General features: G+C 56.4%; 22 protein-coding genes, 1 tRNA gene and 1 pseudogene. 14 read left to right on the top strand and 10 right to left on the bottom strand.

What is annotated here, in order from left to right; all coding sequences use genetic code 11:
- Positions 1–8 precede the first annotated feature (8 nt).
- The 5 genes from VSQ30_RS13035 (at position 9) to VSQ30_RS13015 (ending at position 6,201) form a co-directional block, all read left to right on the top strand.
- Entirely contained in the window at positions 9–1,295 is a 1,287-nt protein-coding gene (locus tag VSQ30_RS13035; protein ID WP_334464484.1) for an insulinase family protein, read from the top strand.
- Positions 1,296–1,388: 93 nt separating this feature from the next.
- Positions 1,389–2,696 carry an IS4 family transposase gene (locus tag VSQ30_RS13030; protein WP_334461212.1) on the top strand — a complete coding sequence of 436 codons (1,308 nt, stop codon included), beginning with the start codon at positions 1,389–1,391 and terminating at the stop codon, positions 2,694–2,696.
- Positions 2,697–2,723: 27 nt separating this feature from the next.
- Positions 2,724–4,376 (top strand): insulinase family protein, encoded by a 1,653-nt coding sequence (locus VSQ30_RS13025; protein ID WP_334464482.1) that lies wholly within the window; start codon positions 2,724–2,726, stop codon positions 4,374–4,376.
- A 16-nt stretch (positions 4,377–4,392) separates the two neighbouring features.
- Positions 4,393–4,905 carry a YitT family protein gene (locus VSQ30_RS13020; protein ID WP_334464480.1) on the top strand — a complete coding sequence of 171 codons (513 nt, stop codon included), beginning with the start codon at positions 4,393–4,395 and terminating at the stop codon, positions 4,903–4,905.
- 15 nt (positions 4,906–4,920) lie between these two features.
- Positions 4,921–6,201 carry an L-cysteine desulfidase family protein gene (locus VSQ30_RS13015; protein ID WP_334464479.1) on the top strand — a complete coding sequence of 427 codons (1,281 nt, stop codon included), beginning with the start codon at positions 4,921–4,923 and terminating at the stop codon, positions 6,199–6,201.
- 132 nt (positions 6,202–6,333) lie between these two features.
- Here VSQ30_RS13015 and VSQ30_RS13010 read toward each other — a convergent pair whose 3' ends face one another.
- The 6 genes from VSQ30_RS13010 to VSQ30_RS12985 all read right to left on the bottom strand — a co-directional run bounded on the left by VSQ30_RS13010 (position 6,334) and on the right by VSQ30_RS12985 (position 11,475).
- Entirely contained in the window at positions 6,334–6,537 is a 204-nt protein-coding gene (locus VSQ30_RS13010; RefSeq protein WP_334464478.1) for a hypothetical protein, read from the bottom strand.
- 31 nt (positions 6,538–6,568) lie between these two features.
- Complete coding sequence (locus VSQ30_RS13005; RefSeq protein WP_334464476.1) at positions 6,569–7,255, bottom strand: sugar-binding domain-containing protein; 687 nt, start codon at positions 7,253–7,255, stop codon at positions 6,569–6,571.
- 276 nt (positions 7,256–7,531) lie between these two features.
- Positions 7,532–8,944, bottom strand: coding sequence for a CdaR family protein (locus VSQ30_RS13000; protein WP_160643168.1), 1,413 nt, complete (start codon positions 8,942–8,944; stop codon positions 7,532–7,534).
- 3 nt (positions 8,945–8,947) lie between these two features.
- Positions 8,948–9,844 (bottom strand): diadenylate cyclase CdaA, encoded by an 897-nt coding sequence (gene cdaA, locus VSQ30_RS12995; protein WP_237076312.1) that lies wholly within the window; start codon positions 9,842–9,844, stop codon positions 8,948–8,950.
- A gap of 255 nt (positions 9,845–10,099) precedes the next feature.
- Entirely contained in the window at positions 10,100–11,251 is a 1,152-nt protein-coding gene (locus tag VSQ30_RS12990) for an aminotransferase class V-fold PLP-dependent enzyme (RefSeq protein ID WP_334464474.1), read from the bottom strand.
- Entirely contained in the window at positions 11,248–11,475 is a 228-nt protein-coding gene (locus VSQ30_RS12985) for a putative Se/S carrier protein (RefSeq protein ID WP_237076308.1), read from the bottom strand. The genes VSQ30_RS12990 and VSQ30_RS12985 overlap by 4 nt, the downstream gene beginning before the upstream one ends.
- Positions 11,476–11,913: 438 nt before the next feature.
- Between VSQ30_RS12985 and VSQ30_RS12980 the strand changes: the two genes are divergently transcribed.
- The 3 genes from VSQ30_RS12980 (at position 11,914) to VSQ30_RS12970 (ending at position 15,744) form a co-directional block, all read left to right on the top strand.
- Complete coding sequence (locus tag VSQ30_RS12980; RefSeq protein WP_334464473.1) at positions 11,914–13,230, top strand: hypothetical protein; 1,317 nt, start codon at positions 11,914–11,916, stop codon at positions 13,228–13,230.
- A gap of 458 nt (positions 13,231–13,688) precedes the next feature.
- Positions 13,689–14,786 (top strand): phosphotransferase enzyme family protein, encoded by a 1,098-nt coding sequence (locus VSQ30_RS12975; protein WP_334464472.1) that lies wholly within the window; start codon positions 13,689–13,691, stop codon positions 14,784–14,786.
- A 145-nt stretch (positions 14,787–14,931) separates the two neighbouring features.
- Positions 14,932–15,744, top strand: a complete 813-nt coding sequence (locus tag VSQ30_RS12970; RefSeq protein WP_334464471.1) for a nucleotidyltransferase domain-containing protein — start codon at positions 14,932–14,934, stop codon at positions 15,742–15,744.
- A 250-nt stretch (positions 15,745–15,994) separates the two neighbouring features.
- Here VSQ30_RS12970 and VSQ30_RS12965 read toward each other — a convergent pair whose 3' ends face one another.
- Together VSQ30_RS12965 and VSQ30_RS12960 are read right to left on the bottom strand one after the other, a co-directional pair.
- On the bottom strand, positions 15,995–16,300 hold the full coding sequence (locus VSQ30_RS12965; RefSeq protein ID WP_160643173.1) for an MGMT family protein: 306 nt from the start codon (positions 16,298–16,300) through the stop codon (positions 15,995–15,997).
- Positions 16,301–16,313: 13 nt separating this feature from the next.
- Positions 16,314–16,904 (bottom strand): DUF3267 domain-containing protein, encoded by a 591-nt coding sequence (locus VSQ30_RS12960; RefSeq protein WP_334464470.1) that lies wholly within the window; start codon positions 16,902–16,904, stop codon positions 16,314–16,316.
- Between the two features lie 170 nt (positions 16,905–17,074).
- On the opposite strand from VSQ30_RS12960, the gene VSQ30_RS12955 reads away from it, so the two are divergent.
- The 5 genes from VSQ30_RS12955 to VSQ30_RS12935 all read left to right on the top strand — a co-directional run bounded on the left by VSQ30_RS12955 (position 17,075) and on the right by VSQ30_RS12935 (position 22,687).
- Entirely contained in the window at positions 17,075–17,542 is a 468-nt protein-coding gene (locus VSQ30_RS12955) for a pyridoxamine 5'-phosphate oxidase family protein (RefSeq protein ID WP_334464469.1), read from the top strand.
- Positions 17,543–17,980: 438 nt separating this feature from the next.
- The gene (locus VSQ30_RS12950) at positions 17,981–19,003 is read left to right on the top strand and encodes an ABC transporter substrate-binding protein (protein WP_334464468.1); all 1,023 of its coding nucleotides are present in this window, start codon (positions 17,981–17,983) and stop codon (positions 19,001–19,003) included.
- Between the two features lie 181 nt (positions 19,004–19,184).
- Positions 19,185–20,690 carry a sugar ABC transporter ATP-binding protein gene (locus VSQ30_RS12945; protein ID WP_334464467.1) on the top strand — a complete coding sequence of 502 codons (1,506 nt, stop codon included), beginning with the start codon at positions 19,185–19,187 and terminating at the stop codon, positions 20,688–20,690.
- Entirely contained in the window at positions 20,680–21,729 is a 1,050-nt protein-coding gene (locus VSQ30_RS12940) for an ABC transporter permease (RefSeq protein ID WP_502876255.1), read from the top strand. Before VSQ30_RS12945 ends, VSQ30_RS12940 begins: the two co-directional genes overlap by 11 nt.
- A gap of 607 nt (positions 21,730–22,336) precedes the next feature.
- Entirely contained in the window at positions 22,337–22,687 is a 351-nt protein-coding gene (locus tag VSQ30_RS12935) for a hypothetical protein (RefSeq protein WP_334464466.1), read from the top strand.
- 902 nt (positions 22,688–23,589) lie between these two features.
- Here VSQ30_RS12935 and VSQ30_RS12930 read toward each other — a convergent pair.
- The gene (locus VSQ30_RS12930; RefSeq protein WP_334464876.1) at positions 23,590–23,970 is read right to left on the bottom strand and encodes a DNA topoisomerase; all 381 of its coding nucleotides are present in this window, start codon (positions 23,968–23,970) and stop codon (positions 23,590–23,592) included.
- A gap of 278 nt (positions 23,971–24,248) precedes the next feature.
- On the opposite strand from VSQ30_RS12930, the pseudogene VSQ30_RS12925 reads away from it, so the two are divergent.
- Positions 24,249–25,462, top strand: a pseudogene (locus tag VSQ30_RS12925) (IS256 family transposase).
- Between the two features lie 296 nt (positions 25,463–25,758).
- Here the strand turns inward: VSQ30_RS12925 and VSQ30_RS12920 are convergent.
- Positions 25,759–25,843: transfer RNA gene (locus tag VSQ30_RS12920), tRNA-Tyr, on the bottom strand.
- Between the last annotated feature and the right edge of the window lie 14 nt (positions 25,844–25,857).

Here is a 25,857-nt window from a genome sequence, read left to right as displayed (position 1 = left end):
AGGCTATTATGGAAAAGAACAGTATCCTTTCAGGTTTTATTGTCCTAACCCAACAGCGTGTTGACGAGCTGGAAGCGAACCTCTGGCAGATGGAGCATCAAAAGTCCGGCGCCCGGCTGGTGTGGCTGGAGCGCGCGGAGGAAAACAAGACCTTCGCCATCGCCTTCCAGACCCAGCCCTGGGACGACACGGGCGTGTTCCACATTCTGGAGCACTCAGTCCTGTGCGGCTCGAAACGCTATCCGGTGAAGGAGCCTTTTGTGGAGCTGATGAAAAGCTCCATGAACACCTTCCTCAACGCTATGACCTTCCCGGACAAGACCGTCTACCCGGTATCCAGCCGGAACAGCCAGGATTTTATCAATCTCCTGCGGGTCTACATGGACGCGGTACTGCACCCGCTGCTCCACTCCAAGCCGGAAATTTTCAGCCAGGAGGGCTGGCACTACGAGCTGGGCGAAGACGGTGCCCTCTCCGTCAAGGGCGTGGTGTATAACGAGATGAAGGGGGCCTTCTCCTCGCCGGACGCCCTTCTGGAGCGGGAAGCGGCCCGCCGCCTGTTCCCGGATACCTGCTACCGCTATGTTTTTGGGGGTGACCCAGCGCATATCCCGGAGCTGACCTACGAAGCCTTCGCTGCCGCCCACAGCCGCCTCTACCACCCATCAAATTCCTATATATTCCTGGACGGCAACGTAGATATCGCGCAGGTTCTTGAGATTTTGGACAGTGAATACCTCTGTGCATACGAGCGCTGTCCCGCGCCGGAAGGGATACCTCTGCAAAAGCCCGTTGAGGCGGGCCTGTCCGCTATACGCTATGAGCTGTCCGCACAGGAATCCCCTCAGGGACGCGCCCGGCTGGCGGATGGATACGCCGCCTGCACCTTCCGGGACAGGGAGACGTTAATGGCGCTGCAAGCCTTATCGGACGTGCTGTGCGGGGACAACCAGGCCCCCCTGAAGCGGCGTCTTCTGGAAAGCGGCCTAGCCCGGGACGTCCGCCTGGAGCTTCACGACGGTGTACAGCAGCCCTGGTTCCTGCTGGAGGCCCGGGACATTGCCGAGGACAAGGCCGAGGAGGTGTCCGCCGCCCTCCGGGATGAGCTGGAGCGGCTGTCCCGGGAGGGACTGGACCATCGGCGGGTCCTGGCAGCGCTGGACAACCTGGAATTTGAGGCCCGGCAGCGGGACTATGGGCAGACGCCCCAGGGGCTTATGCTTTGCTTCCAGGTGCTGGAAAGCTGGCTCTACGGCGGCGACCCGGCCAATGCCATTAAGTTAAGCATTTTGTAAAAAGATAAAGAAACCGGCAAAAAGCCCTTGACAAAATGAGAAAAATATGCGGCGAAGCCCCTTGAAAAATAAAAACTTCAAGGGGCTTATAAAATGAAACAAACCGCAAAAAACTTACGAAAAAAGCTGCTGTCTCAGGTAAGGAAAATGGGAAAGAATCCCCAAATTTACGCCAGCCGGCCGGGACGGGATTTCACCCGCCGCAGGGCGCTGGATTTTGAAAATATCATTTTCTTCTTGCTCACCATGAGCTGTGAAAGCGTGGGCAAAAATCTCATGAAAGCTTTCCGTTTTCAAGAAAAAACACCTTCTGCCTCCGCCTTTGTGCAGCAGCGGAAAAAGCTTTTGCCTAAAGCCTTGGAGGACTTATTTCACAGCTTTTCAAATTCACTTACCCCCGAAAAGAAGTACCGGGGATATCGGCTGCTGGCAGTGGATGGAACGTCCTTGAAATCATCAGCATACCCTGCAGATTTGCTTTCTTATCTGCCCGGAACAGACCGCCAGCACGGTTGGAACAAGCACCTGATAAACGCTCTTTTTGACTTGGAAAACGGCATTTATACAGACTTAATTGTCCAAAAGGAACACGAGAAAAATGAAGGCAAAGCTCTGTGTGAAATGACAGACCGTTCGCGGATTTCAGAGCCGGTTATCCTTTTAGCTGACCGGAACTATGCGTCCCTGAACAACTTGGCGCATCTGGAAAACCGGGGATGGAAATATGTCATCCGCCTGAAGGAAAGGGATTCGGTTTTTGGTGTAAAACTTCCTTGTTTTCCCGAATTTGATATACCCGCAAGCCTCACTTTGGGGCGCCTCACAAAACGAAAACTGGAAACAAGAAATATCCCTGTTCCGGCAGATTATTATAAGCTTACAAGTCAGCGTGTTTTCGATTTCCTGCCTGTAGAAAGCGTTGGCTTTTACCGGCTTTCTTTCCGTATCGTACGCGTAAATTTCTGCAATGGAAAAACGGAAACCTTCCTGACAAATCTGAATAAAAATCAATTTCCGCCCGAAACTTTGAAAGCTCTTTACGCCAAACGCTGGGGCATCGAAACATCTTTCCGCAGCCTGAAATATTCAGTGGCGCTCATTCATCTCCACTCCAAAATTCCAGAACTTATTTTACAGGAGGTTTTTGCTGCTTTCCTGATTTTTAACTTTGCACAGGCAGCAGCCTGGAACGTGAAGCTTTCCTGCCACAACACAAAACAAAAACAGCGCCTCAATTTTTCCGACGCTGTCTTTGCCTGCTGTGCTTTCTTACGGAAACCTTTTCGAGAACTGGAAGGGTTGCTTTACAGAAAACGCTTTCCGGTAAGGCGGGGACGGGCTTTCCAGAGACCTGTTTCCTCGGGTAATCGGATTTCTTGGTTTTATCTTCCGGCACGATAGCGGGGCTCTTTGGGGGCGCTTAACTTAATGGCATTGGGCGACCCGGCCGCAAATCTCAGCGCCGGGACGCTCTTTGACGGCCTGCGGGACAAGTGCGGGACAGGCTGTTTTGAAGAACTGCTGAAGCGGCTCATTTTAGAGAATCCCCATCACTGCCGGATTCTGGCGCTGCCCTCCCACACCATAGGCCAGGAGCGCCAGGCCCAGGAGAGGGAGCGGCTCAGCGCCGTCCAATCCGGCTGGGAAACTGGGGAAGCCGCCGCCGCACGCCGCTTCCAGGAAGCTGTCGCCGCTTGGCAGAACACGTCGGACACGCCGGAGCATCTGGCGTCCATCCCCAGGCTTCGCCTTGACCAGATCCCCGCGGAGCCGGAAAAGCTGCCCATAGAGGAGGAATCCGTCGGCAGCATAACGCTCCTTCGTCACCGCCTGCCCACCAACGGTATCACCTATTGCAATCTTTATTTCGCGCTGGATGATCTGACCCCGGAGGAACTGGCTAAGGCGTCTTTCATGGCCCAGCTGTTCGGCTGTCTGGATACGGCGAAGTACACTCTGGCAGACCTGAGCCGGGAGATGCGCTCCCTGTTCGGGAATATCTGGTTCACGGTAGAAGCGTATGGGCGGCAAAACGCCCCGGACCGCTGCCGGACGTTCCTGTGCGTTTCCTGCAGTGTTCTGGACACGAAGCTGGAAAAAGCCCTGTCCCTCCTGACAGAGCTTTTAGTGGGGCAGCAGTGGGAGGATTCCCAGCAGGTGCTGGCATTTCTGCACCAGAGGCGGGCGGCAATGGCAGAGCAGATGGTCACGGCAGGCCACAGCGCCGCCATGTCCAGGGTCCTGGCCTGCTCCACCGCCGAGGGGGCCGTGCAGGAGCAGGCGTCCGGCATCACCTTCCTGCGGTGGCTGACAGCGCTGGAGCAGGACTTCCCCGCCCGCTTTCCTGCTTTGGCGCAAGACCTGAAATCTCTGGCCCAGCGCGTTTTCTGCCGCGCCCGCATGACGGTCAGCGTTACCGCCGGGAATGAAGCTTCTGCCAAAACTGTCACCCGCCTGCTTGCGTCCAGCCTGCCGGAGGGCAGCTTTGCCCTGCCCTGCGCGGGGGCTGTTCTGCCCTGGAAGCCCCGGCGGGAAGGGTTTGTGATTCCATCCGGCGTATCCTACGCGGCACTGGGCGGCGTTTTCCAGGGAGCCGGAAGCGGCGCGGCGAAGGTCATGGGCCGTACCGTCTCCCTTGCCCACCTTTGGAACACGGTGCGGGTCCAGGGCGGGGCCTATGGCACGGGAATGGTTTTACGGGATACGGGGTTTGCGGGATTCTACTCCTTCCGTGATCCCAGCGCCGCCCGGACGATTGACTGCTACCGCGCCTCCCCGGATTTCCTGAGAGGCATTGATATGGAGCTGGCTGGCATGATCATCGGCGCGGCGGCGGAGTCCGACCCGCTTCTGACAGCCCGCATGAAAGGCAGGATGGCAGACGCCCTCTACTGGCGGCAGATTGGCCACGGGGACCGGCTCCGGATCCGCCGGGAGATACTTGCCACCGTGCCGGAAGATCTTACCGCCCTGGCGGGTCCTGTGGAGGAACTGACAGCGCGGGGCAGCGTCTGCGTCCTCGGCTCCCGGCAGCAAGTAGACGCCTGCGCCGGATGGCTGGATCATATAATGGTGCTCTGATATGAGAGAGCTTGATTTGAAACGCTTGAAAAAAGCTTCGGAGGTTGGCTTTGCCATCATAGCTGGAAATGTACTGCTGGGGTTCGCGGTGGCGGCGTTCATCCTGCCCAGCGGCGTGATCATGGGAGGGGCCACGGGCGTCGGGGTTGTTCTGGCAAGGTTCATCCCGCTGGACACCGCCTTAATCGTTTTATGCGTGAACCTGCTGGCCCTGGCGCTGGGCTGGGCGGTGCTGGGATGGAAGTTCGTCCTGGCTACAGTGGCAAGCTCTTTGCTCTACCCCGTCTTCCTGGGCGCGGCCCAGAGGGTGCCGGGTATCGAAGGGCTGACTGCCGACCCGCTGCTGTCGGCCCTCCTGGGCGGCGTGCTGTGCGTAATCCCGCCCAGGAAGCTCTATGCCGCACAGTCGCTGATACAATCGGTTGACCCCCATGCGTTCCTTACCATCACGCAGATCAGGGAAGTACGGGGGCAGGGCTTTTCCAGCGAGCGGGTCTATGTGGAGCCGCCCGAAAGCCCTATAGAATAAGAGGAGGGTAAATTTATGTTGACTGCAGAAACAAAAAAAGCGTATCTGACTATTTTAAGGGAAGAGCTGGTTCCCGCCACGGGCTGTACGGAGCCCATTGCCCTGGCTTATGCCGCCGCCCGGCTCCGGGATATCCTGGAGGCCTGGCCGGAAAGGATACGGGCGGAGGTCTCCGGCAATATCATCAAAAACGTGAAAAGCGTGGTCGTCCCCAACACCGGAGGGCTAAAGGGCATCTCCGCAGCCATTGCGGCGGGGGTAGCGGCGGGGGAGGCTGAAAAGATCCTACAGGTCATTTCCACCGTTCCGGCGGAGCGGCACGGGGCCATCGCGGCCTATTGCCAGGATACCCCCATTGAGATCATTTGTGCCGACACTCCTCGGATGCTGGACATCTGCCTGACCGGCTGGGCTGGGGAGCATTCCGCCCAGGTACATATTGCCAACAGCCACAGCAATATTGTTCGGGAGGAAAGGGATGGCGAAGTCCTATTGGATAAGCCGGTAACAGATTCTGCCGAGGACAGCCTGACGGACAAGAGCGTGTTGAATGTGGCGGATATTCTGGAGTTTGCGGACACAGCGGAGCTTGAGGAAGCCATACCGTTATTGCGGAGGCAGATAGACTGCAACACCGCTATCGCGCAGGAGGGGCTGCAACATGACTGGGGCGCCAATATCGGCTCCGTCCTGCTGGCGGAGTATCCCGGGGACATCAAGACCGAGGCAAAGGCCTGGGCCGCCGCCGGGAGCGACGCCCGGATGAGCGGCTGCGAGCTGCCGGTGGTGATCCTCTCCGGCTCCGGCAACCAAGGGATAACAGCCTCTGTGCCGGTAGTCCGGTACGCAAGATTCCTGGGGGCAAGCCAGGAGAAGCTGTACCGGGCCTTGCTGGTCAGCAACCTGGTGACGATCCATCAGAAAAGCGGCATAGGCCGCCTCTCGGCCTACTGCGGCGCGGTCAGCGCCGGGGTCGGGGCAGGGGCCGGAATCGCCTATCTGCTGGACGGCAGCTACGAGGCCATTGCCCACACCATCGTCAACGCGGTGGCTATCATCAGCGGGACCATCTGCGACGGGGCAAAGCCGTCCTGCGCCGCCAAAATCGCTGCCAGCGTGGACGCGGGGATATTGGGCTACGCCATGTATAAGAACCATCAGGAGTTCAAGAGCGGCGACGGCATCGTGACCAAAGGCGTGGATGACACGATTGCGAATGTGGGCTTTTTAGCACAGCAGGGAATGCGGCAGACAGATCAGACGATATTGTCCATTATGACCGAGCGATGCAAATAACAGGAACATTCCCTGGGCAGTGACCTCGCCGTAGTGTGGTATGCCGATGCCCGCCTCACCCAGGTAGTCGTAGCCCGTCCAGGTGAAGTCGCCTATCACATGGGGGTTGTCCCGGACAATGGGCCACAGCCGTTAATTGTAGCCCGCCACGTCCACGCTGCTGACAGACGGCTCCAGACGTTGGGTGAGCAGTGGGCTTTCGGAAAACTTATCGGTCTGCTCCCACTGGGACGTGCCCATCATGCTGTTCAATGCTTCGCTGCCCGCCCCGGCGGCCCCAGCATTGACAGTTTCCTTCTTCTCCTGCTCCATCATGGAGCCTAGGCAGTCGGACACCGCCAGGAAGCCGTTGATGCCACATGTTGTGTTAGAGTTCGGGACTGTCCACGGTGATGCGCTGGAAGAAACCGCTTTCCCCGGGGGCCAGACACAGCATGGCGGAGAGTGGGGCCGCTCCATCAATAGCAATGCGCAGTTCAACGGTTTTGGGCTGGGTGCTCTGGTTCACGGCTATACCGTCCACACGGAGTACAGCGTAGCCCTCCTCAATAGACTCAGTGGTAATCTTGATAGCACTTATATACGCACCGCCGCCCTGCAAGAGATACACATCCCGGTAAATCCCCATACCGCTGTACCACCGGGAGGCCTTCTCCTGACCCAGCGCAAGCGCCTTCAGCTCGTTCTCCTGGCCGTAGCGGAGGTAAGGGGTCAGGTCGACGGTGAAGCCGGTGTAGCCGTAGGCGCGGCTCCCCAGAAACTCGCCGTTCAGGTAGGTCATGGCCTTCTGCATGACGCCCTCAAACTCCACCAGGGTACGCTGGCCCTGCCAAGTTTCGGGGGCAGTGAAAGTTTTGGTGTAAGTGTAGGACTTCGCCGGATAGAACCCTGCCTGCCCGCCGCCTTCGCACTTGGGATCGCGATCCTCCTCTATCATCGCGTCGTGGGGCAGGGTCACGGGCTTGCCCTGGGCCGCGCCGCCGAAGAGGGCGGAGAATGGGTCTTGGACTCCGGGCTTGACGGTCCAGTTTTCGTTGAATAATGTCTTTTTCATGGGTGCCTCCTTATATATTTGGTGTTTGCCATTGTCTAAATCGACCTGTGGAACCAGGCAAGCCATATTGTCCTTGACGCATACCTGCTCGCCATGACCGCCCAAATCCAGAATCGGCTCCCTACGGCTGGCTTTCCACAGAGTGTTATTGGCTATCACACAGCCCTAATGTTCCCGGACAAGCGCCGTACCCGGCAGTCCTCGATAACAAAGGCGTCCTCCTCCAGCCGCGCAAAAAAGGCGCACCGAAGCTTTCCGGTACGCCTTTCAAATTCCTTATTCCTGGGGCTTTGCCACAACCCCGTCGCTGGAGCCTGCCGAAGCAGTCTCCACGCCTGCGCCGGCCTGGATGGTAACCGCGTCAGAGAGGGTAACAGTGGCGGTATAGCTGCCCGACACCCAGCAGGCTTCCCCGGCAGTGCCGGAGATGGTAACGGCTGCGGGAGCCTCTATGCTGCCTGTGCGGTTTGCCACATTGGCCAAATCAATCTGCACAAAGATGGAATCCCCGGCCAGCTTCCCAACCTGGGCCTGGGGGCCAATCACTGAAACCTCCATGCTCCGGGTGGTCAGCCGGGCGTCCTTCCCGGCAGGGGGATTGAGAAGCTGGATGTTCGCCTCCGGCACAGTCAGCGTGGCCCGGCTGTAGCCGTTTAAGTTAATGGAAACCTTTGCCTGGGTAACGGTGTTCTCCCCGGCGTTTGTAATGTTGCGCACGCCGCTGGGCAGGGGGATCTCCATGTCAAAGGCGGCTGGGCGGGACAAATCCAAATCGGCAAAGTCAATGGCGCTGCCAAGGCAGATTTCGCTGATGCCGTCCAGCACCTCCTGGGAGCCTGCAATGGCAATCTCCGCCGGCTCTATGCTGATGCGGTTCTGGGCAAAGCTGTCAGGCTGGTGTACAGTGTTCACCACCAGGGGCACTGTCTTTCTCGCCATCACCGGGATGGTGGCCTGCACTGTGTCCACGCTCAGCGTAAGGTACAAGGAAGCTGTGTCCGTTATCTCCTGGTTGTTCTGGTCATACAGGCGGATGGGGCAGGAGAACTCCTGGGAGTCCCGCAGGGGAGCGTCCAGGGTGTAGCCCACCGCCGCCCGGCTCACCCGGTTCACAGCAGACTCCGGCCCGGAAATAGTCACGCTGTCCTGGGACAGCACAGGGGAGCCGGGATAAAAGCCCGCGTCCGCGCTGTACACAATCTCGTCCTCCAAAGGCAGGGTAACTTCCTTATAGCGGTCATACTCCAGGTTGATTTCCTCCGGGTTGATGGAAACAATGTCATATTCCGAAAGGGCAGAGTTTTTCACCGCCTGCACAGGCACCGTCATCTTCTGCAGGGTGTTGCCCGTCAGCTTGGTGGAAGTGGGGTTCAGGCTCACTGTCACCTTGAAGTCCTCCGCCGTCAGCTTGGAGGTAATCAGGCTGTTGCCGGAAACGTCGATGTCCGCCGCGGCATAGGACATGTTGAACACCCGCAGGCCGTCAGCCTCCGCCTCCGTAGAGGGCACCACCACAATAGGCACGTCCTGGATGGTAAAAGTGCGGTTCATGTCGCTGTTATAGGCCATCACAAACCATGTCACCAGGGCAATGGCAAAGGAAAAAACCAGCACAAAGGTGTTGTGGTAAAAAATATTCCGCAGGGAAAGCTTTCCCCGTTTTTTCTCCATGGGCTTTCCGTCTTTCATGGCTCAGCCCTCCTTCCGGCCGGAGCCAAAGCCCAGCCTGCCCAGAATGCGCTTGCTGCCGGAAGCGCCTTTGTCCTCCGCGCCGATAAGGTATTTCTCCAAAGCGTCGGAAAGGGCCGCCCTGGTGTAATCCCGGGTCAGCCTGCCTCCCACGGCAATGGAAATCTGGGCCGTCTCCTCAGAGACGACCACCACCACCGCGTCAGAGTTCTCGCTCATGCCCAAAGCCGCCCGGTGCCGGGTGCCCAGCTCCGCGCTTACGCTGTCGCTGCTTGTCAGGGGCAGGATGCACCCCGCCGCGTGGATCCGTCCGTCCCGTATCACCATGCCCCCGTCGTGGAGGGGGGCTTTGTTGAAGAAAATATTGGCAATAAGCTGGGCGGAAGGGTCGGCCTCCACAATGGTGCCTGTCTCCACAATTTCCCCCAGCTTGGTGCGGCGCTCAAACACAATCAGCGCCCCCATGCGGAGCTGCTGCAAAATGCCCACAGCCCCCACCACCCCGGCAATGGCCCGCCGGGTGCCAAGCTTGTCCCCGTCCCTGTCCTTGCCGCCGATAATGCCGCCCAGGGAGCTGACCTTGCTGTGGCCCACCTGCTCTAAAGCCTTGCGTATCTCCGGCTGGAAAAGGATAATCACCACAATAAAGGCAGACTGGAAGAAATACCGCAGAAGCTGGTTGAGCATCAAAAAGTCAAGGGCCTCTGTGGAGGAAATCAGGAACAGCCCCACCAGAAGGATAATGCCCTTGACAAGCTGCCCGGCCCGGGTTTCCCGCACCAGCTTGATAATGCCGTACAGCAGTACGGTTACAATAGCCACGTCGATAGCGTCTTTAAAGGTAAACTGCCGCGCCAGGTTCAAAAAGGTCTGCCCGAACCGCGCCGCGGCGTCCATCATGTCCCCCACTGCCGTCATCCCTTTCCGTATGTAGTGTGCCGCAAAAGCTTTTAGGGCCTGTCTGTGTCTTATTGTATCACAGGCAGGCCGCAAATAAAAGGCTTTTTTCGTTTTCTTTCAAAATTTCACAGGCCGCCCGGAAAACCGTCAGCCAGCCAAAGGCTTCCCCGGCGGGATATCGTAAACACACTTGAAAACCGGCATGTTCCGATTTTCAAGCCGAGGGGCTGCGCCGCCTGGCTCAAAAGAGGCATACTACCTCTTTTGAACTGTGTTAACTATGGCCCGCACCCTGCGGGCAAGGGCCTCCATCTCCTGGGGCCTGGTGAAGGCGGAAGGGGATACCCGCACAGTGCCTTTGGTGCCCATTTTCTCATGGGCGCAGGGCGCGCAGTGCAGGCCGCAGCGCACAGCAATGCCGGACTTTGCCAGAATCTGCCCTATTTCCTCGCTGGGGCGGTTTTCTATATTAAAGGAAAGCACCGGCACAAAATAGGGGATTGCCGGGGGCGGGGTGTAAAGCTTCACATGCCCCATGCGGGAAAGCTTTTCATATAAATAGGAAACCTTTCCCATTTCCTCCCGGTAAATCCGCTCCATCCCCATGGCGCTTACAAACCCCATGCCCGCGTAAAGGCCTATAATCCCCGGCACGTTCAGGGTGCCGCTTTCATAGCGCTCCGGCGGGTCGTCGGGCTGCAAAAGGCTTTGGGACTGGGTGCCAGTGCCCCCCTCTGTCAGGGTGGCAAGGGAAACCCCGGGATCCCGCAAAACCAGCAGCCCGGTGCCCATAGGCCCGTAAAGGCCCTTGTGCCCGGCGCAGCACAAAAAGTCTATGCCGCCTTCTGCCACGCTGATGGGAACCACCCCGGCTGTCTGGGCCGCGTCCACGCAGATTTTCGCGTCATACTGGTGGCACAGGGCCGCAATGCGCTCCACAGGCAGCCGCACGCCAAACACGTTAGAGCCTGCCGTACACACCACCAGCCTGGTGCGCGGCCCCATGGCCTTCCGGAAGGCGTCCACCGTGGCGTCGTTGTCCCCCGGCGCCACCACAGCCTTTGTATACGTGACGCCTTTTGCCTCCAGGGCCTGCAGGGGCCGCATCACAGCGTTATGCTCCATGTCGGAAACTACCACATGGTCCCCCGGCTTTAAATATCCCTTTATCACCAGGTTCAGGGCCTGGGTGCAGCTTGGCTGGAACACCACGCACTCCGGCCCCGGCGCGCCCAGCAGGGCCGCCGCCCGCTCCCGGCAGTTATACACTGCCTGGGAGGTGCGCACGCTCATATCATAGCCGCTGCGGCCGGGGTTTGCCCCCAGCTCCCGCAGGGCCTTCTGCATCTGCTCCCGTACCACAAGCGGCTTGGGGTACGTGGTAGCGCTGTTGTCCAGATAAATCACGGGCCATCCTCCTGCTCCATGCGGCGCAGAACCCGGATGCGGTTTTCCTGTAAAATCCGTTCCGCTTCGTCAGCGCCGGCCGGCACGTATATCCCATAGCCGCAGCCGGACTCCTCCGTTTGGGGGATGCGCTCCACATAGCCGCGGATCCCCCTGCGGAAGAGCAGATCCCGGCCCTTCATGGCATATGTGACGGAGCTTACCACAAGTAAGGGCTTGCCCAAAAAATCACCTCGTTTAGGGGCTTGCCCCCCAAGCCAGGGAACAAGCCCAGTCGTTTGCCGCTCAGAAGCTGTGCCAGAAAGGGCTGCCTTGCGCCCTGCTGGTACGGCTTCTCACTTCATCTTATGCGCGCCCCCTTCTTTTGTGCGCTTTTTCGAGGCTTTTTTCCGGAAAAGGGATTCCCTGTCCCCAGCCCCGCCCGGAAAATTCTTTTCCCGGGAAAAGAAAATCGTTAAAAATCCTATTTTCCTATAGAAATGTGCCGCACAATATGGTATAATAGGCAGGTAATTGACTACATGTTGTGATTTGCACAAAAACAGCGCTTTTACCCAGGCAAATCACATAAAAATATTTTTCGCAGCCGGCAGCCGGCCTGCTTTTTTAGAAAAGAAGGGGCGCCCCCTGCCAGGGCGCCTCCGAAAAAGGAGTTCGACGACATGACAAGCTTCATCATTGTTCTTCTCTGCTCAGCCGGACTTTTCGCCATCCTGATGCAGGACAGGTTCCGCTTTTGGACAACCCTCCTGGTAGGGGGGATTGCTTTCCTCCTGGCCCTTTTGGCGGGGGTACTCTTAGGCCGCCTGATAGAAGATCCGGCCCTGGGAAAGCTTCTGGCCTGCTGGGCAGGCACGCTGCTGCTTTTCGCCGCCTCTCTTGCCATACATAGCAATAATATCCTGCAAAAGCTTTTCGTGCTTCTGCTGTGCCCCTGCTGCCTGGTATACGCGGAGGTGCTTCTGCCCCAGCTTCTGGGAACCCTGCCGCTGCGCACCGCGGGGGTTGTGGGCGGCGTGGTTTCGGCGGCGGGCACGCTGCTGCTGTACCTGCTTCTGGGCCTCTGCCTGTACCGGCCCTTCCATCATTTCAGCGACCGCGGCCCTTCGGCCTTTATGGCAGGCATGTGCCTGCTGCTCTGCCTGATTTACCTCATCTGCACCGGAAAAGCGGATCTGCTCTTCCCGGCCAATGCCCTGGCAGGCCGCCTGCTGTTTTCCTCCCTGCTTTTCATCGTGCTGGTTTTCTGTTTCCGCAGCGTATACCAGGCTGGACGGTTCCGGACGGCTGTGCTGGAGGAAGCCACCCGCCGGAAGCTGCTGGACAAAGACGCGGAGGATTTCGGGGATCTGCTGGCGGCTGTGCGGGAGGCCCATGCCGTCCAAAAGAAAGGGGAATATGCCCTGGATACCATCTCCGTCATGCTCCAGGACGGTGTGCCCGAGCAGGTGCCCGCTTACATTTATATGGCAAAACATGCCGCTGCCCGGGAGCCTGTCCTGGGGGAATACCATGAAAACCCCTATCTGAACGGCGTCATTGCCGCTAAGGCTGCTTTTGCTTCCCAGAACGGCATAGAGTTTCAGTGCAATGCCTGCACAGGCAATGTCCCCCTGAAAACCTCCGAACTGTGCGTGCTTTTCCATGAAATGCTCAGCCACGCCTGCAAGGAAACCCTGGGCTATACCGGGGAAGAACCCCGCCGGGTGCGCTTCACCGCCATCCCCGGGGAGGATTCCCTGCGGCTGGAGGCTGTATATGCGGCCGTCCCTCCGGCAGGCCGTTCCTTTGGGCTGCAGGAGCTAAGGGAAAAGAAGCTTTCCGATGTGCTCCAGTGGCTTTTTGACGACCGCCCGGCTGAGGGCAGCGATCTTTCCGGCTTGGAGAACACCGCTGAAACCGTCCTGCTCCACAGCGGCAGGCTCACAGTTTCCAGCACGCCGGGGGAAACCATCCTGCTGGCAGAAATGCGCTTTTAGAACCTGTTCAGTATCTAAAAGGTATGCCGGATGTGAGGAGTTTTTTTGTCCGGCAAGGAAAAAACCGCAGAGAATACTGCCGTATTCTGAGGATTTTTGACACAGCCGGGCGGAAAAAGCCCCCTCAGACGGCGTGCCTTGTGATACTAAACAGGTTCTTAGCAAGGTGCGCGGGATACCCGCCATACGAGGTGCCAGCGCTTCTGCCCCTTCCCATCGCCTTTAACACTACCAGCCGCCCCGCCCGCAAACCAGGGGAAGCGCGGGGCGCTTCCCCTGCCCTGCGCCTTTGGCGCAGGGGCGTGCCTTCGGCACGCGTTTGCGGGCGGCCCTGGAGTCTGTCTTAAAACTCCGAAAAACCGCCCGCCCTGAACAAAAATACTGGCATTTCCCTGGTTTTAAAACAGATTCCAGGCTTTACCTAATATACTTCAAATACAGAAAGGACGCAAACTCCTATGGACAACAGCCTTTGCACCCCGGAAATCCTCGCGGCCTTCGGGCTTCCCCCCCAGTCCGATGTCTCTCCTTTATACGGCGGGCACATTAACGATACCTTTGTGGCCCAAAGCACCGCCGGCAGCCCCCGGTACACCCTCCAGCGCATAAACCGCTTTGTGTTTCCCTCCCCGGAGGATATCACCGAAAATATGACAGGGGTCACCTCCTTTCTCCGGGAAAAAATTGCCGCCCGGGGAGGGGATCCAGACAGGGAAACCCTTAGCGTGCGCCCCGCTGCGGACGGCAAATTCTTATATATAGACAAGGAGGGGAACCCCTGGCGGTGCCTGGGCTATATTGAAAACGCCACCTCCCATGAAACCCCGGAAACCCTTGCCATGCTGGAGGAGGCAGGCCGGGCTTTTGGGGATTTCCAATGCCTTTTAAGCGGCTATCCCGCCCACACCCTCCACGAGATTATCCCCAATTTCCACAACACCCCTGCCCGGTTTGCCCAACTGCTGGAGGCTGTGAAGAATGATAAGGCCGGGCGCGCCGGGGAGGTGGGGCCGGAGCTGGAGTTTGCCTATAAGCGGGAAAAGGCCTGCGCCCTGCTGGCAGATTTGCTGGAAAAAGGGGAACTGCCCCTGCGGGTCACCCACAACGACACGAAGATGAGCAATATCCTGCTGGACGACGTTACCGGCAAGGCGGTATGCGTTATTGACCTGGACACCGTGATGCCCGGCCTTTGCGCCTTTGATTTTGGGGATTCCATCCGGGCCGGGGCCGCCACCGCCGCGGAGGACGAAACAGATTTGAGCAAGGTGAAATTTGACCTGGAGCGCTACCAGGCCTATGCCAGGGGCTTCCTGTCTGCCGCCGGGGATATCCTGACCAAACGGGAGCTGGAAACCCTGCCGGACGGCGCCATCCTCATGACCCTGGAGGTGGGCCTGCGCTTCCTGGCCGATTACCTTAACGGGGACGTGTACTTCCGCACCGCCCGGCCCAGCCACAACCTGGACAGGGCCAGAAACCAGTTTAGGCTGGTGGAGGAGATGGAAGCCGCCCGGGAGGAAATGGGCCGCGTTATCCAGGAAATGATGGGATAAAATTCGGTATTAGGAAAAAATCCACGTCCCTGCCCCTCTTAAGCGGAGCAGGGACTGCTTGCCTGTAAATGGTTGTGTAAACTGCACATATTTTGAGGCTGATGTCTCCTTTGCAAAGATGACATTTTGTTACAGAGGTAACAAAATGTTTACAAAACTGCTGGGATTTACCAAAAAACAGCCGTTTTTCACCCTGTTTTTACCGGGGATGCCCTGTGGGGAAAAGGCGGAAAAATGCCGCCTTGTGCAGTTTGACGAAGGATTTCATGCAGATTGGGAGGGAACCGCGATGGTGGAAATCAGGGCCTGGGCAGAGAGTTTTGCCCGAAAACTTCAGGGGCATTTTGGCCCCCGGCTGCTGTTTGTGGGATACCAGGGCAGCTATGGCAGGGGAGAGGCCACCCCGGAAAGCGACATCGACATTGTAACTGTGCTGGACGCAGTTGCTCCAGCAGATTTAGACGCTTACCGAACGCTGGTGCAGGCCCAGCCCCAGGGAGAGCTGGCCTGCGGGTTCCTCTGCGGGAAAAAGGAGCTGCGGGCCTGGCCCCGGTATGATCTGTATGGCCTAATGCTGGACACAAAGCCGGTTTTGGGAGATTTGCCTGCCCTGCTGCCCCGGCTTACAGAGGCGGACGCCCGGGGGGCCCTGGCTATCGGCGCGGCCAACCTGTACCATGCCGCCTGCCACACCTTCCTGTACAGCCCTGCGCCGGAAAAAGCCCTGCCGGGGCTGGGAAAGGCCGCCTTCTTCTGCCTGCGGCTTTGGGCGCTGCTGGAGGACGGGGTTTACAGGGCCTCGAAAAAGGAACTGGGAAAGGTGCTTGCAGGCCGGGAAAGGGCGCTGCTAAGCCTTTCCCTGGAGCCAGAAAGCCTGGAAACCAGGAAAGCTTACGAGTTGCTGATTGGCTGGTGCGGCGACGTGCTGGAGGCGCTGGAAAGGGAAAAGCAGCCGTAAAAAGCGGCTTTGCGCGGGGCGTGGCGGAGATTTTCAGAGCGGCGCTGCAGGAAACAGCGCGGGAATTGTGGAACGCAGAAGCCTGTTAGCGGGACAGAACTTCTTCGAACCAGCGGCATGGCGTGCATGGGAAGCAGGAAAACGGCGGTTTTCCCTGGAATCTCACCACTTCTGACCAAGAATTCGTCCCCTCTATTTCAAGCCCTAAAAAAGGAGAGGCACAGCCTCTCCCTTTGGCTTTGCGCGGCGTTCAGCCGTCCCCCAGCCACATATGGCGCTTTAAATCCACCCGCCCGTCCGGCAGGAAAGCCACGCCTTCAGCCTCCAGCATCTGCCGCTGGATCTCCTTGCCGCCAAAAGCCTGGTCGCAGCAAAGGGCGCCGTCCCGGTAAAGGACACGATGGCAGGGAAGCCCCTGAGGGGCATGCAGCATGGCGGCCCCCACAATCCGGGAGGCCCGGGGACTGCCTGCCAGAAGGGCCACGTGCCCATAGGTACACACCTGCCCGCGGGGGATGCGGCTGACAATTTCATACACCTGCTTGTTAAAATTCATGGGGAAAGCCTCCTTACATGTACCAGAAGCAGCCGCTGTTGGTGGTTTGAAGCCAGGCGCCCCGGGGCACCTGGCGGCGCACGCAGGCTACGCACATATAATCAGGCATGGGGGACAAAAGACCCATGACTGCCAAGGGCCAGCACACCCCCATAATTTTGCCCCAGGAGGCAGGGGCAAACAGGAACGCCAGCAAGGGTACAAGGCCCAGTATAGCAGGCAGAAGGCTCATCACCATAAAGCGCCGCCAGGAAATGGGCACATGGCACACGGCAAAAGCCGCCATTTTCTTGGGGATAAGCCCTACATAGACGGTGGAGCCTTTGGGATAGCACACCCCGTGCAGGTATTCATGGACAGGGATAAGCAGCAGCCCCAGCAGGATGCCCAAAGGGATATACCCGGTTTCCATGGGAAAACGGCCCAGAAGCCAGGCCTTGAAAAACAACGCCCCAAAGCACAGCAGGAGGGGCAGAAGCCCATAGGGGAGGGTGGCGGCGGAAAACGGATCCGGAGCGCGCAGGGGCTTTGCCCCATAGGGCAGGGACTGCTCCGGGAAGGCTGCGTCCGCGTCTTTCATCCCCACCCATTTGATTTCCGGCATGGTAAAAACCCCCTTTTCTGCGGCAGACAGAAGAATAAATTTAGAATAGTATTTAAAGGCATAAACGTCCAGGCTGGACACCTTATGCCCTTGACAGGCTTTGCGGGCTGCGTGTATACTTTGTGGAAGGCTGCGGCCTGTTTTTTATGAGAATGGAAAGGAAGTGCGGCATGAGAAGGAAAGACCGGGAGATTACCGACACAGCACAGATAATGGAGATATGGAAAAAATGCCGCGTGTGCCGTCTTGCCATGGCGGACGGGCCGCGGCCCTATGTGGTGCCTATGAATTTCGGCGTGGAGGAGCAGGACGGGCAGTTTACCATTTACCTCCACTGCGCCCCGGAGGGCCGCAGGCTGTCCATTCTGGAAAGGCGGCCCGCTGTGTGCGTGGAGGCCGACTGCGAATACAGCCCTATTGAGAGCAACACCCCCTGCCGCTATAGCTGCACCTTTGCAAGCATTATCGGGGAGGGGAAGGCGGAAATTTTGCAGGCCCATGAGGAAAAAGCCCATGGCCTTTCAGTCATTATGGAGCACCAGGCAGGCAAAAGCTTTTCCTTCAGCCCGGCCCAGACCGGCATGGTGGCGGTTATCCGCATCCGGCTTCAACTGGTTACGGCAAAGCGCCGGGCATAGTTCAGGCGCCTATCGCCTATATTATATATAATATAGTATAGCATAGCTGCAATGGGCTTCGCCCCTTGCCTGCCGCTGGCGCGGCAGAAAAGCAACTGAAGCTGCTTTTGGCTAGTCTTTTATATCCTGCGGATATTATAGCACAGGAGGCGGGCCGCCGCAAGCTTTTTAGGGCGTGTTTAGATAAGATGGTATGTGGATTTTTGGCAAAGAAGATGGCAGGAATCCGCCAAAAAGACGCTTGCAAACGCTTATGTGTACACGCCTTGGGGCGGGGCAAGGGGAGTTCTGACAAAAAGGTTACAAAATAGAAGCAAAAACGTCTTTTCCCTTGAAAATTCCAAACGGGTTTGCTATAATACCATACGACAGCGGCGGCTGGGACATACTGGCTGCCGGAATTCTCATATTTGTTTCAGAAATTAGGAGGAAACAACCATGAAAAAAGTTTTAGCACTGGTATTGGCTCTGGCCCTGCTGTGCACCTGCCTGGCCGCCTGCGGCGACGGCGGCAGTTCCAGCAGCACCCCTGCCAGCAGCACCGCTTCCAAGGCTGAGGAGTCTTCCAAGGCTGACGAGTCTGCAAGCACTGCTTCCGGCGAGAAGATGAAGATTGGCATTCTGGCCCCTGCTGTTACCCATGGCTGGGTGGCTGGCGTGGCCTACTATGCCGAGGCCCGCTGCAAAGAGCTGAGCGATACAGTTGAGTACCGCCTGCTGACCAGCAGCAACGCTGAGGAAATGACCAACCAGATCGACGAGCTGAAAACCTGGGGCGCCCAGGCAGTTGTGGCGTTCCCCCAGTGGGAAGGCATGGAAGACCCCATTAAGAGCCTTATTGACGAGGGCATTCCGGTTGTAAACTTTGACATTGTCATTGACGTGGACGGCGTGTACCACGTGGCGGGCGACAACAAGGACATGGGCACCCAGAGCGCCCAGTATATTGTGGACAAGATTGGCACCACCGGCAAGGTTGTGGTGCTGGAGGTTCCCTCCTCCGGTTCTGTTTCCGAGCTGCGCAAGGCTGGCTTTGAGGAGAAGATGAAGGAGATCGCTCCCGACATGGAGCTGCTGACCTACTCCACCCAGTTCACCCGCGAGGACGGGCTGAAGGATTTTGCTGACATCCTCCAGGCCAACTCCCAGATTGACGCTGTGTTCTCCATGGACGACGAAACCTCCATTGGCGTGCTGCAGGCCATTGCTGAGGCAAAGCGTACCGATGTGAAGGTTGTCACCGGTGGCGGCGGGTGCCAGGAATACTTTGGCATGATGCCCGAGAACGAGGAAATCTGGATCCAGTCCGCTCTGTACAGCCCCAACATGGTTATGGACGCTGTGGATATGGCTGTGTCCCTCCTGAAGGGCGAGTCTGTTGACAAGGAAAAGATTATCCCCACCACTGTGGTGGACAGGGACAACTGCGCAGACTTCCTGGACGAGACTTCTCCCTACTAAAAGGGGCTGCCCGGAAAATATAGTTTGGTAAATGAAAGGCTATGGCGTACTCGTCATAGCCTTTTTCCAAAATGGAGCGAGGAGTACAAGCGTGGAAAATCTGAAGAAAGGAACGATACCGGGCACAAAAGAATGATGTTTTATCCTTTTTATGCCAGTTTGGTATCGCATGGCGATGACTATGACGCTGGAAATGCGCAATATTGTTAAATCCTTCGGGGCAAACGATGTGCTCAAGGATATCAGCTTTTCCATAGCAGGCGGGGAAATATGCGCCCTGCTGGGGGAGAACGGCGCGGGCAAGTCTACCCTGATGAACATTCTGGGCGGCGTGCTTCCCGCTGACGCCGGCACCATACTGCTGGACGGGAAGGAGGTGCAGTTTTCCACTCCCGCAAAGTCTTTAGACGCGGGTATCGCTTTCATCCACCAGGAGCTGAACCTGGTAAATGACCTGGCTATTTATGAGAACATGTTTATTGGCAGGGAAATCAAGCGTAAAGGCGGCTTTCTGGATGCCCCTGCCATGATAGAGAAGTGCCGGGAAGTTTTTGCGCGCATGGATGTGGATATTGACCCCTCCTTGATGGTGCGGGATCTGGACGCTTCTTACAAGCAGATTGTGGAGATTGCCAGGGCCTTATTGATGAAAGCCTCTATTATTATCATGGACGAGCCTACCACCTCCCTGACAGAGCCGGAGATTGAGCGGGTGTTCGACATGATGCGCACCCTGCAGGGCCAGGGGGTGGCCATGGTGTTCATCTCCCACAAGCTGAAAGAGGTGCTGGCGGTGTGTACCCGGTATACAGTGCTGCGGGACGGGGCCATGGTGGCAGAAGGCCCGGTGGAGGGCGTTACGGTGGATGAGCTTGCCACCCACATGGTGGGGCACCAGGTGCGTACCGAGTCCCTGCGCCAGGAGCGGGAGCTGGGGAAAGAAGTGCTGCGGGCAGAGGGGCTTAGCCAGGAGCGCTTCCACGACGTAAGCTTTTCCCTGCGGGCTGGGGAGGTGCTGGGCTTTACAGGCCTTCTGGGCGACGGGCGCAGCGAGCTTTTCCAGGCTGTGTTCGGCAGCGGGGGAAAGGTTCGGGGCCAGCTTTACCTGGAGGGAGAGCCTGTGCAGGTGCACAGCACCCAGCAGGCCCTGGCCCTGGGAATTGGCTATGTGCCCCGGAACCGGAAGGAAAACGGCATTATCAAGGACATGGACATCCTGGAAAACGGCTCTATTGTCACCTGGCCCCGGAACGCCAGGCTGGGCGTGATAGACTGGGGGAAGGTGCGGGAAGGCTTCCAGAAGCAGGCGCAGGGGCTGCGCATTAAGATGGACAGCGAGAAAAACCCCATTGGCAGCCTGTCTGGCGGCAACCAGCAGAAGGTGGTGCTGGCAAAATGGCTGAACGCGGATCCCAAGGTGCTGATTTTTGACAATCCCACCCAGGGCGTGGACGTGGGGGCTAAGGAAGATATATACGACACCATCCTGGCCCTGGCAAACCAGGGCGTGGCAGTGGTGGTGCTTTCCAGCGAAGCCCAGGAGATTATCCGCCTGTGCGACAAGGCCGTGGTGCTGTATCACGGCAGGGTGCAGGGGGAGCTTTCCGGGGAGGACATGACGGATCAGGAGATTATGCGCCTGGCTACAGGCGGAGAAATGAGAGAGAGGGTGGAGAGTGTTGGATAACGTGGAGAAAAACAAGGCTGGCCTGCTGGAACGGTTTAAGCAGGCATGGCGCCAGAACCCCCTGTTCAGCACAGGCATGGCGCTTATCGTGATGATCATTGTGCAGACCCTGGCGCTGACCATGAATTCCAATTTCGCGAGCTTTGGGGACTGGTTCCAGAACTGGCTGTTTAACTGGATTTCCCTCCTGCGCAACAATTCGGCTATCGGCATTATTGCCCTGGGCATGACCTTTGTGATTATTTCCGGGGGCATTGATTTGTCCGTTGGCTCGGTGTATGTGGCGGTGGGCGCTTTCACCATGATGCTGCTGGACACAGGCACAAACGGCTGGCTCCAGAGCATTGGCCTTACAGGCGTGCCTGCTATCCTCATCGCTTTGGTGCTTGCCATGCTGTTCGGCGGGATTTTGGGAGAGGGCAACGGCCTGCTGATTTCCTACGGCAGGATGCCCCCCTTTATTGCCACCCTGGGCGCCATGCAGATTCTGCGCAGCGTCACCCAGTATTTTATGAAGCTGCAAAGCCCCACCCTGCCTGACAGCTATAAGGGCATAGCCCGGCTGAGCATTGGCGGGCAGCAGTTGATGCCCATCCTCTACTGGGCCATTCTGGCGGGGGCCATGTACTTCATTTCCAGGCAGACCACCTTTGGGCGCTATGTGTTTGCCATTGGCTCTAACGAGCGCACCACCCAGTTGTCTGGCGTGAATGTGCGCAAGGTGAAGCGCCGGGTGTACGCCCTGACCGGCTTCCTGGTGGCCATTGCCGCCATTATCCAGACCTCCCGCATTGGTTCCATGGACTATGCCAGCGCAGGATCCGGCTTTGAGATGGACGCCATTGCGGCGGTTATTGTAGGCGGCACCAGCATGTCCGGCGGGCGCGGTTCTATTGTGGGCACCGTGTTCGGCACCCTGATTGTGGCGGTGATGAATAACCTTTTGAACCTTATCGGCGTGGATCCGTACCTCAGCGCCGCTTTCAAGGGGGCCATCATCATCGGCGCGGTGCTCTTGCAGCGCAAGGATAAGGCGTGAGCCTCCGGCGGCTAGGGGCTTTGCCCCCCGTCCCCTACCAGAGGGGCAAAGCCCCTCTGGACTTCCACGCTTCGCTTTCCGCGCAGGGACCCTGGCGCTATTGGCACCTATGCGGCCCGCAGTTGCAGGCGGGTGAATGAAATGTAATAGCATATGACCGAACTGTAATGGAAATCCCTCCTTTTATGTGGTATACTGGCTTTAGACAGATACCTGCAAAGGAGGGATTTTGTGAAGAAAATTTCTTTAATTTTTATATGCTTTACAGTTTGCCTTGGCCTGGGGGCCTGTTCTGCCGTTCGGAGCAGTCCACGTCACTCCTATCGCTTCTTAAAGGCTCTTCGTCGGGCTGCCTAACCTTTTCTCGTATATCTCTGGCTGCTGCGGTTTTCTGCCGTGCCTGTTTTTTACTGGAAAAAGAATAAGGACAGACCCGAATTCTTGGCATCTCAATGCAAATACAAACAGTAAAAGCCATAGTAACCTATCATCTGGAGAAGGTAATTCAGAATTCAATATATTTTCATTCAATCTTTCACAAAACAAGCATAGATATGTTGTTGCGTATACATGCAGTTTTTTGAAGAATGGCGGAGAGTAATTCAAATTGGATAATATGTACAAAATTGGCGCTAGAGTGTTGTGCGGATTCTGTACGACAATGTATTTAGACTCTCGTGAGGGATTATATTTTGGAAAGTTGTTAGGAAAAGAAAGTGTTCGAAGCGCCTTTCTTAATGCAGCGATGACATACCAACCGCAGCTCCCATTGAGAGATGTGGACGACAATTTAGTGCCGATAAAAGCACGTGCCATAGGATTGAAACGTGCAATTTATGAAAAAATAAATGCAGGTCAGCCTTTAGCTCCTAGTTATGTTAACAATAAGAGCCTTTTTGATATTTTGCAAACTTGTGATATACCTTACAAAGCAAATTACGATCCTGGATATAATTAACAGAAAGGAATGGATATAAACATGAAATATAGAAAACTTCTTGTAGGATCTATTTGCCTTGCCTTAGCCACATTTGTAGTAGGGGCCGCAGTAATAAAAACTCCAAGTTCCAACTTGCCAACGCCCACCATCCCGTTAAGTGGAAGTACAGAAGAAATAACCTATCAATTTTCGGACACTTTTGATACTCCGCAGGCGGAAACCGCAAAACTGTATGCGCTTGCTGTTCCCAAACCTGAGGTAATAAAGGAACAATTAACCAGCATAGTAGGTATAGAAAACCTTGAGGACTACTATCAATTCACCGGAGAAGGTTCGACATTTTACTATGTAGATGAACAAAATGCCACCATCACTATGGATACACAAAATGGTTTCTGGAGTATTACTGTTGAGGATGCGACTCAACCCTTTATCCCAGAAAACTTACCAAGCGATGCAGAAGCTGTTCAAATTGCAACAGATTACGTGAAAGAGCACAATCTTTTTGACGGCGATTTAGGCGAACCTGCTGTCGGTCATAGTTACACAGGAGATGAGTTAACTGGGGATAAACAAAATCTAGACGTTACAGTAGCCTTTTATCCTTCCATTGAAGGACATGAAGTTTATGGACTTTACCGCATTATGATAGTTGTTGGCAATGATGGCACAATCCAGAAAGTTTTTAAGCAGGCCAGCCCCGTCAAATCTTCTGAAGAAGTCCCTTTGAAGAGCAAGGAAGAAGTCATCGCGGAAGTTATGGAAAACCCCATGAGCTTTTCAACTACAGCTGATGGAATAGATGAAGGCATCATTACAGACTGTGAATTGAGCTATTATATGGACGGAGTAAGAATTTATTGTCTTTCCACAGCGCAAAGGAGCAGTCCCGGTTATCGCAGAAGAACCCTTTCTTGCCCTCATACACGGAAGCGCCGCAGCGGGGGCAGGTGCCCACCGCCTCCCGCCCGTTTTTTTGCGTCCGGGAACAGACTTGCGAAACATTCCTCCGGGGCAGTATGCTCCTTTACCAGCGCACGGCTCATGTCCGCGATCTGCCCCATAAAAACATCTGCTGCCAACTCGCCGCGTTCCACCTGTTTCAGCATGGATTCCCATTCCGCCGTCAGGACAGGGGATTTGATGTTATCCGGCAGCACCAGGATCAGGTTTGTGCCTTTCTCCGTGGGGATAAGCTGTTTCTTCCTGCGCTCCACAAAACCGGCAGATACCAGTTTTTCCAGTATGGCGGCACGGGTGGCCGGGGTGCCTAACCCCTTGCGCTCGACGTCCTCCGGCATCTCCCCGGCGCCGGCGGTCTCCATTGCCGCCAGAAGGGAATCCTCTGATAAGAGTTGTAAAGTGTTGACGTGGATTATTTATGATTTTTTTCAAGGCACTCATTGATAATCAGCTTTTGCACTCTGTCCTTAAAGGTTTTGTCAGAGTCCTTACTGAAATGTACTTTGACGGTGTAGATAAGGTAGAATAAGTTTCGCAAAAAGGAAAAGAGACATAGTTTGCAGAATTCTGGTAGAATGAAGTTACCACACACCATTCCGAAAAGAGACAGCAAACCATGTCTGAGAAGATTGTACAGCTAAACGAGGAAGTAATCAAGTGTCAGATCAAGGAACTTGTGCGAGGCAGCGTGGAGGAAACGCTGAACGAGCTGCTGGAGGCAGAGGCAGAGAAGTTGACCCAGGCGGCGCGGTACGAGCGCAATGAGCAGCGGCAGGGGTACCGCAGCGGCCACTACAGCCGTAATCTCACCACGACTTCCGGTGATGTCACCCTGAAGGTGCCCAAACTCAAGGGGATCTCTTTTGAGACTGCCATTATCGAGCGGTACCGCCGACGGGAGAGCAGTGTGGAGGAAGCGCTTATCGAGATGTATTTGGCTGGGGTGTCAGTCCGGCGGGTGGAGGATATCACCGAGGCGCTGTGGGGCAGCAAGGTATCTCCGGCCACCATCAGCGAACTGAACAAGAAAGCCTACGTCCATATTGAGGATTGGCGGAATCGGCCCTTGCAGGGCGGCAGATATCCCTACATTTATGTGGACGGGATCTATCTGCGGCGGAACTGGGGCGGAGAGTATGAAAATGTGGCAATCTTGGTGGCAATTGCGGTAAATGAGGATGGATACCGTGAGGTTTTGGGTGCCGCCGAGGGGATGAAGGAGGACAAGGCCAGTTGGGCCAGCTTCTTCCAATGGCTGCGTGGCCGCGGTCTGGACGGGGTCAAGCTGGTGGTTGGGGACAAGTGCCTGGGGATGCTGGAGGCTGTGGGAGAAGTGTTCCCGGAGGCCAAGTACCAGCGCTGTACGGTCCGCTTTTACCGCAATGTGTTCTCGGTAACACCTCGCTCCAAGGTAAAGCTGGTAGCCAAGAGATGCTCAAAAGATTTGCTTCGCAAACTTTGGCGATCCATGCTCAGGAGAGCAAAAAAGCCGCCCGGGAGAAGGCGAAAGCAGTTGTAGAGGAACTTCGTTCCATGAAACTGAAAGAAGCCGCCAAGAAGGTAGAAGATGGCATCGAAGAGACGCTTGCCTACTGCGATTTTCCCAGCGAACACTGGACGCGCATCCGCACCAATAATGTCATTGAACGGCTTAACAGGGAAATCCGCCGCCGCACCCGTGTGGTGGGCTGTTTCCCGGACGGAAACTCCGCCCTCATGCTGGTCTGTGCCAGGCTGCGCCATGTAGCCGGTACTCAGTGGGGCAGTAAGAGGTACATGAATATGAAGCACTTAGAGGCGAGCCTGGAAGGCGCATCTATCGCCGGCTGACTTCTTTCCCACAGAACCTGCTTACTATTTTGCGAAAAACTCTTGACACTACCACGGTGGGCTGTGGACAGCTTTTTTCGCTTTTTGAATGCCTGGGAGTTCGAGTCATGCGTGTTTCTGAAAACTCCAAAATTCCGCGGATTTGCATCTCCGGCGCGTTATTTTTATTTTACGCCTCTCGATTTTTTCAATGTGGAATAATTGTTCTTGATTTATTCGCATTTTATGAATTTATGTGCAAAAATCCCGCACCGAAGTGCGGGATTTTTGAGTGCATCTCGTTTGTCAACGAGACTTGGTGGGGGAGAGTGGATTCGAACCACTGAAGTCGTCGACAACAGATTTACAGTCTGCCCCCTTTGGCCACTCGGGAACTCCCCCATAAATTATGCAGT

This window comes from Acutalibacter sp. JLR.KK004, assembly GCF_036941085.1.
GTDB lineage: Bacteria > Bacillota > Clostridia > Oscillospirales > Acutalibacteraceae > Acutalibacter.
This window is presented reverse-complemented; position numbering and strand designations above follow the sequence as displayed.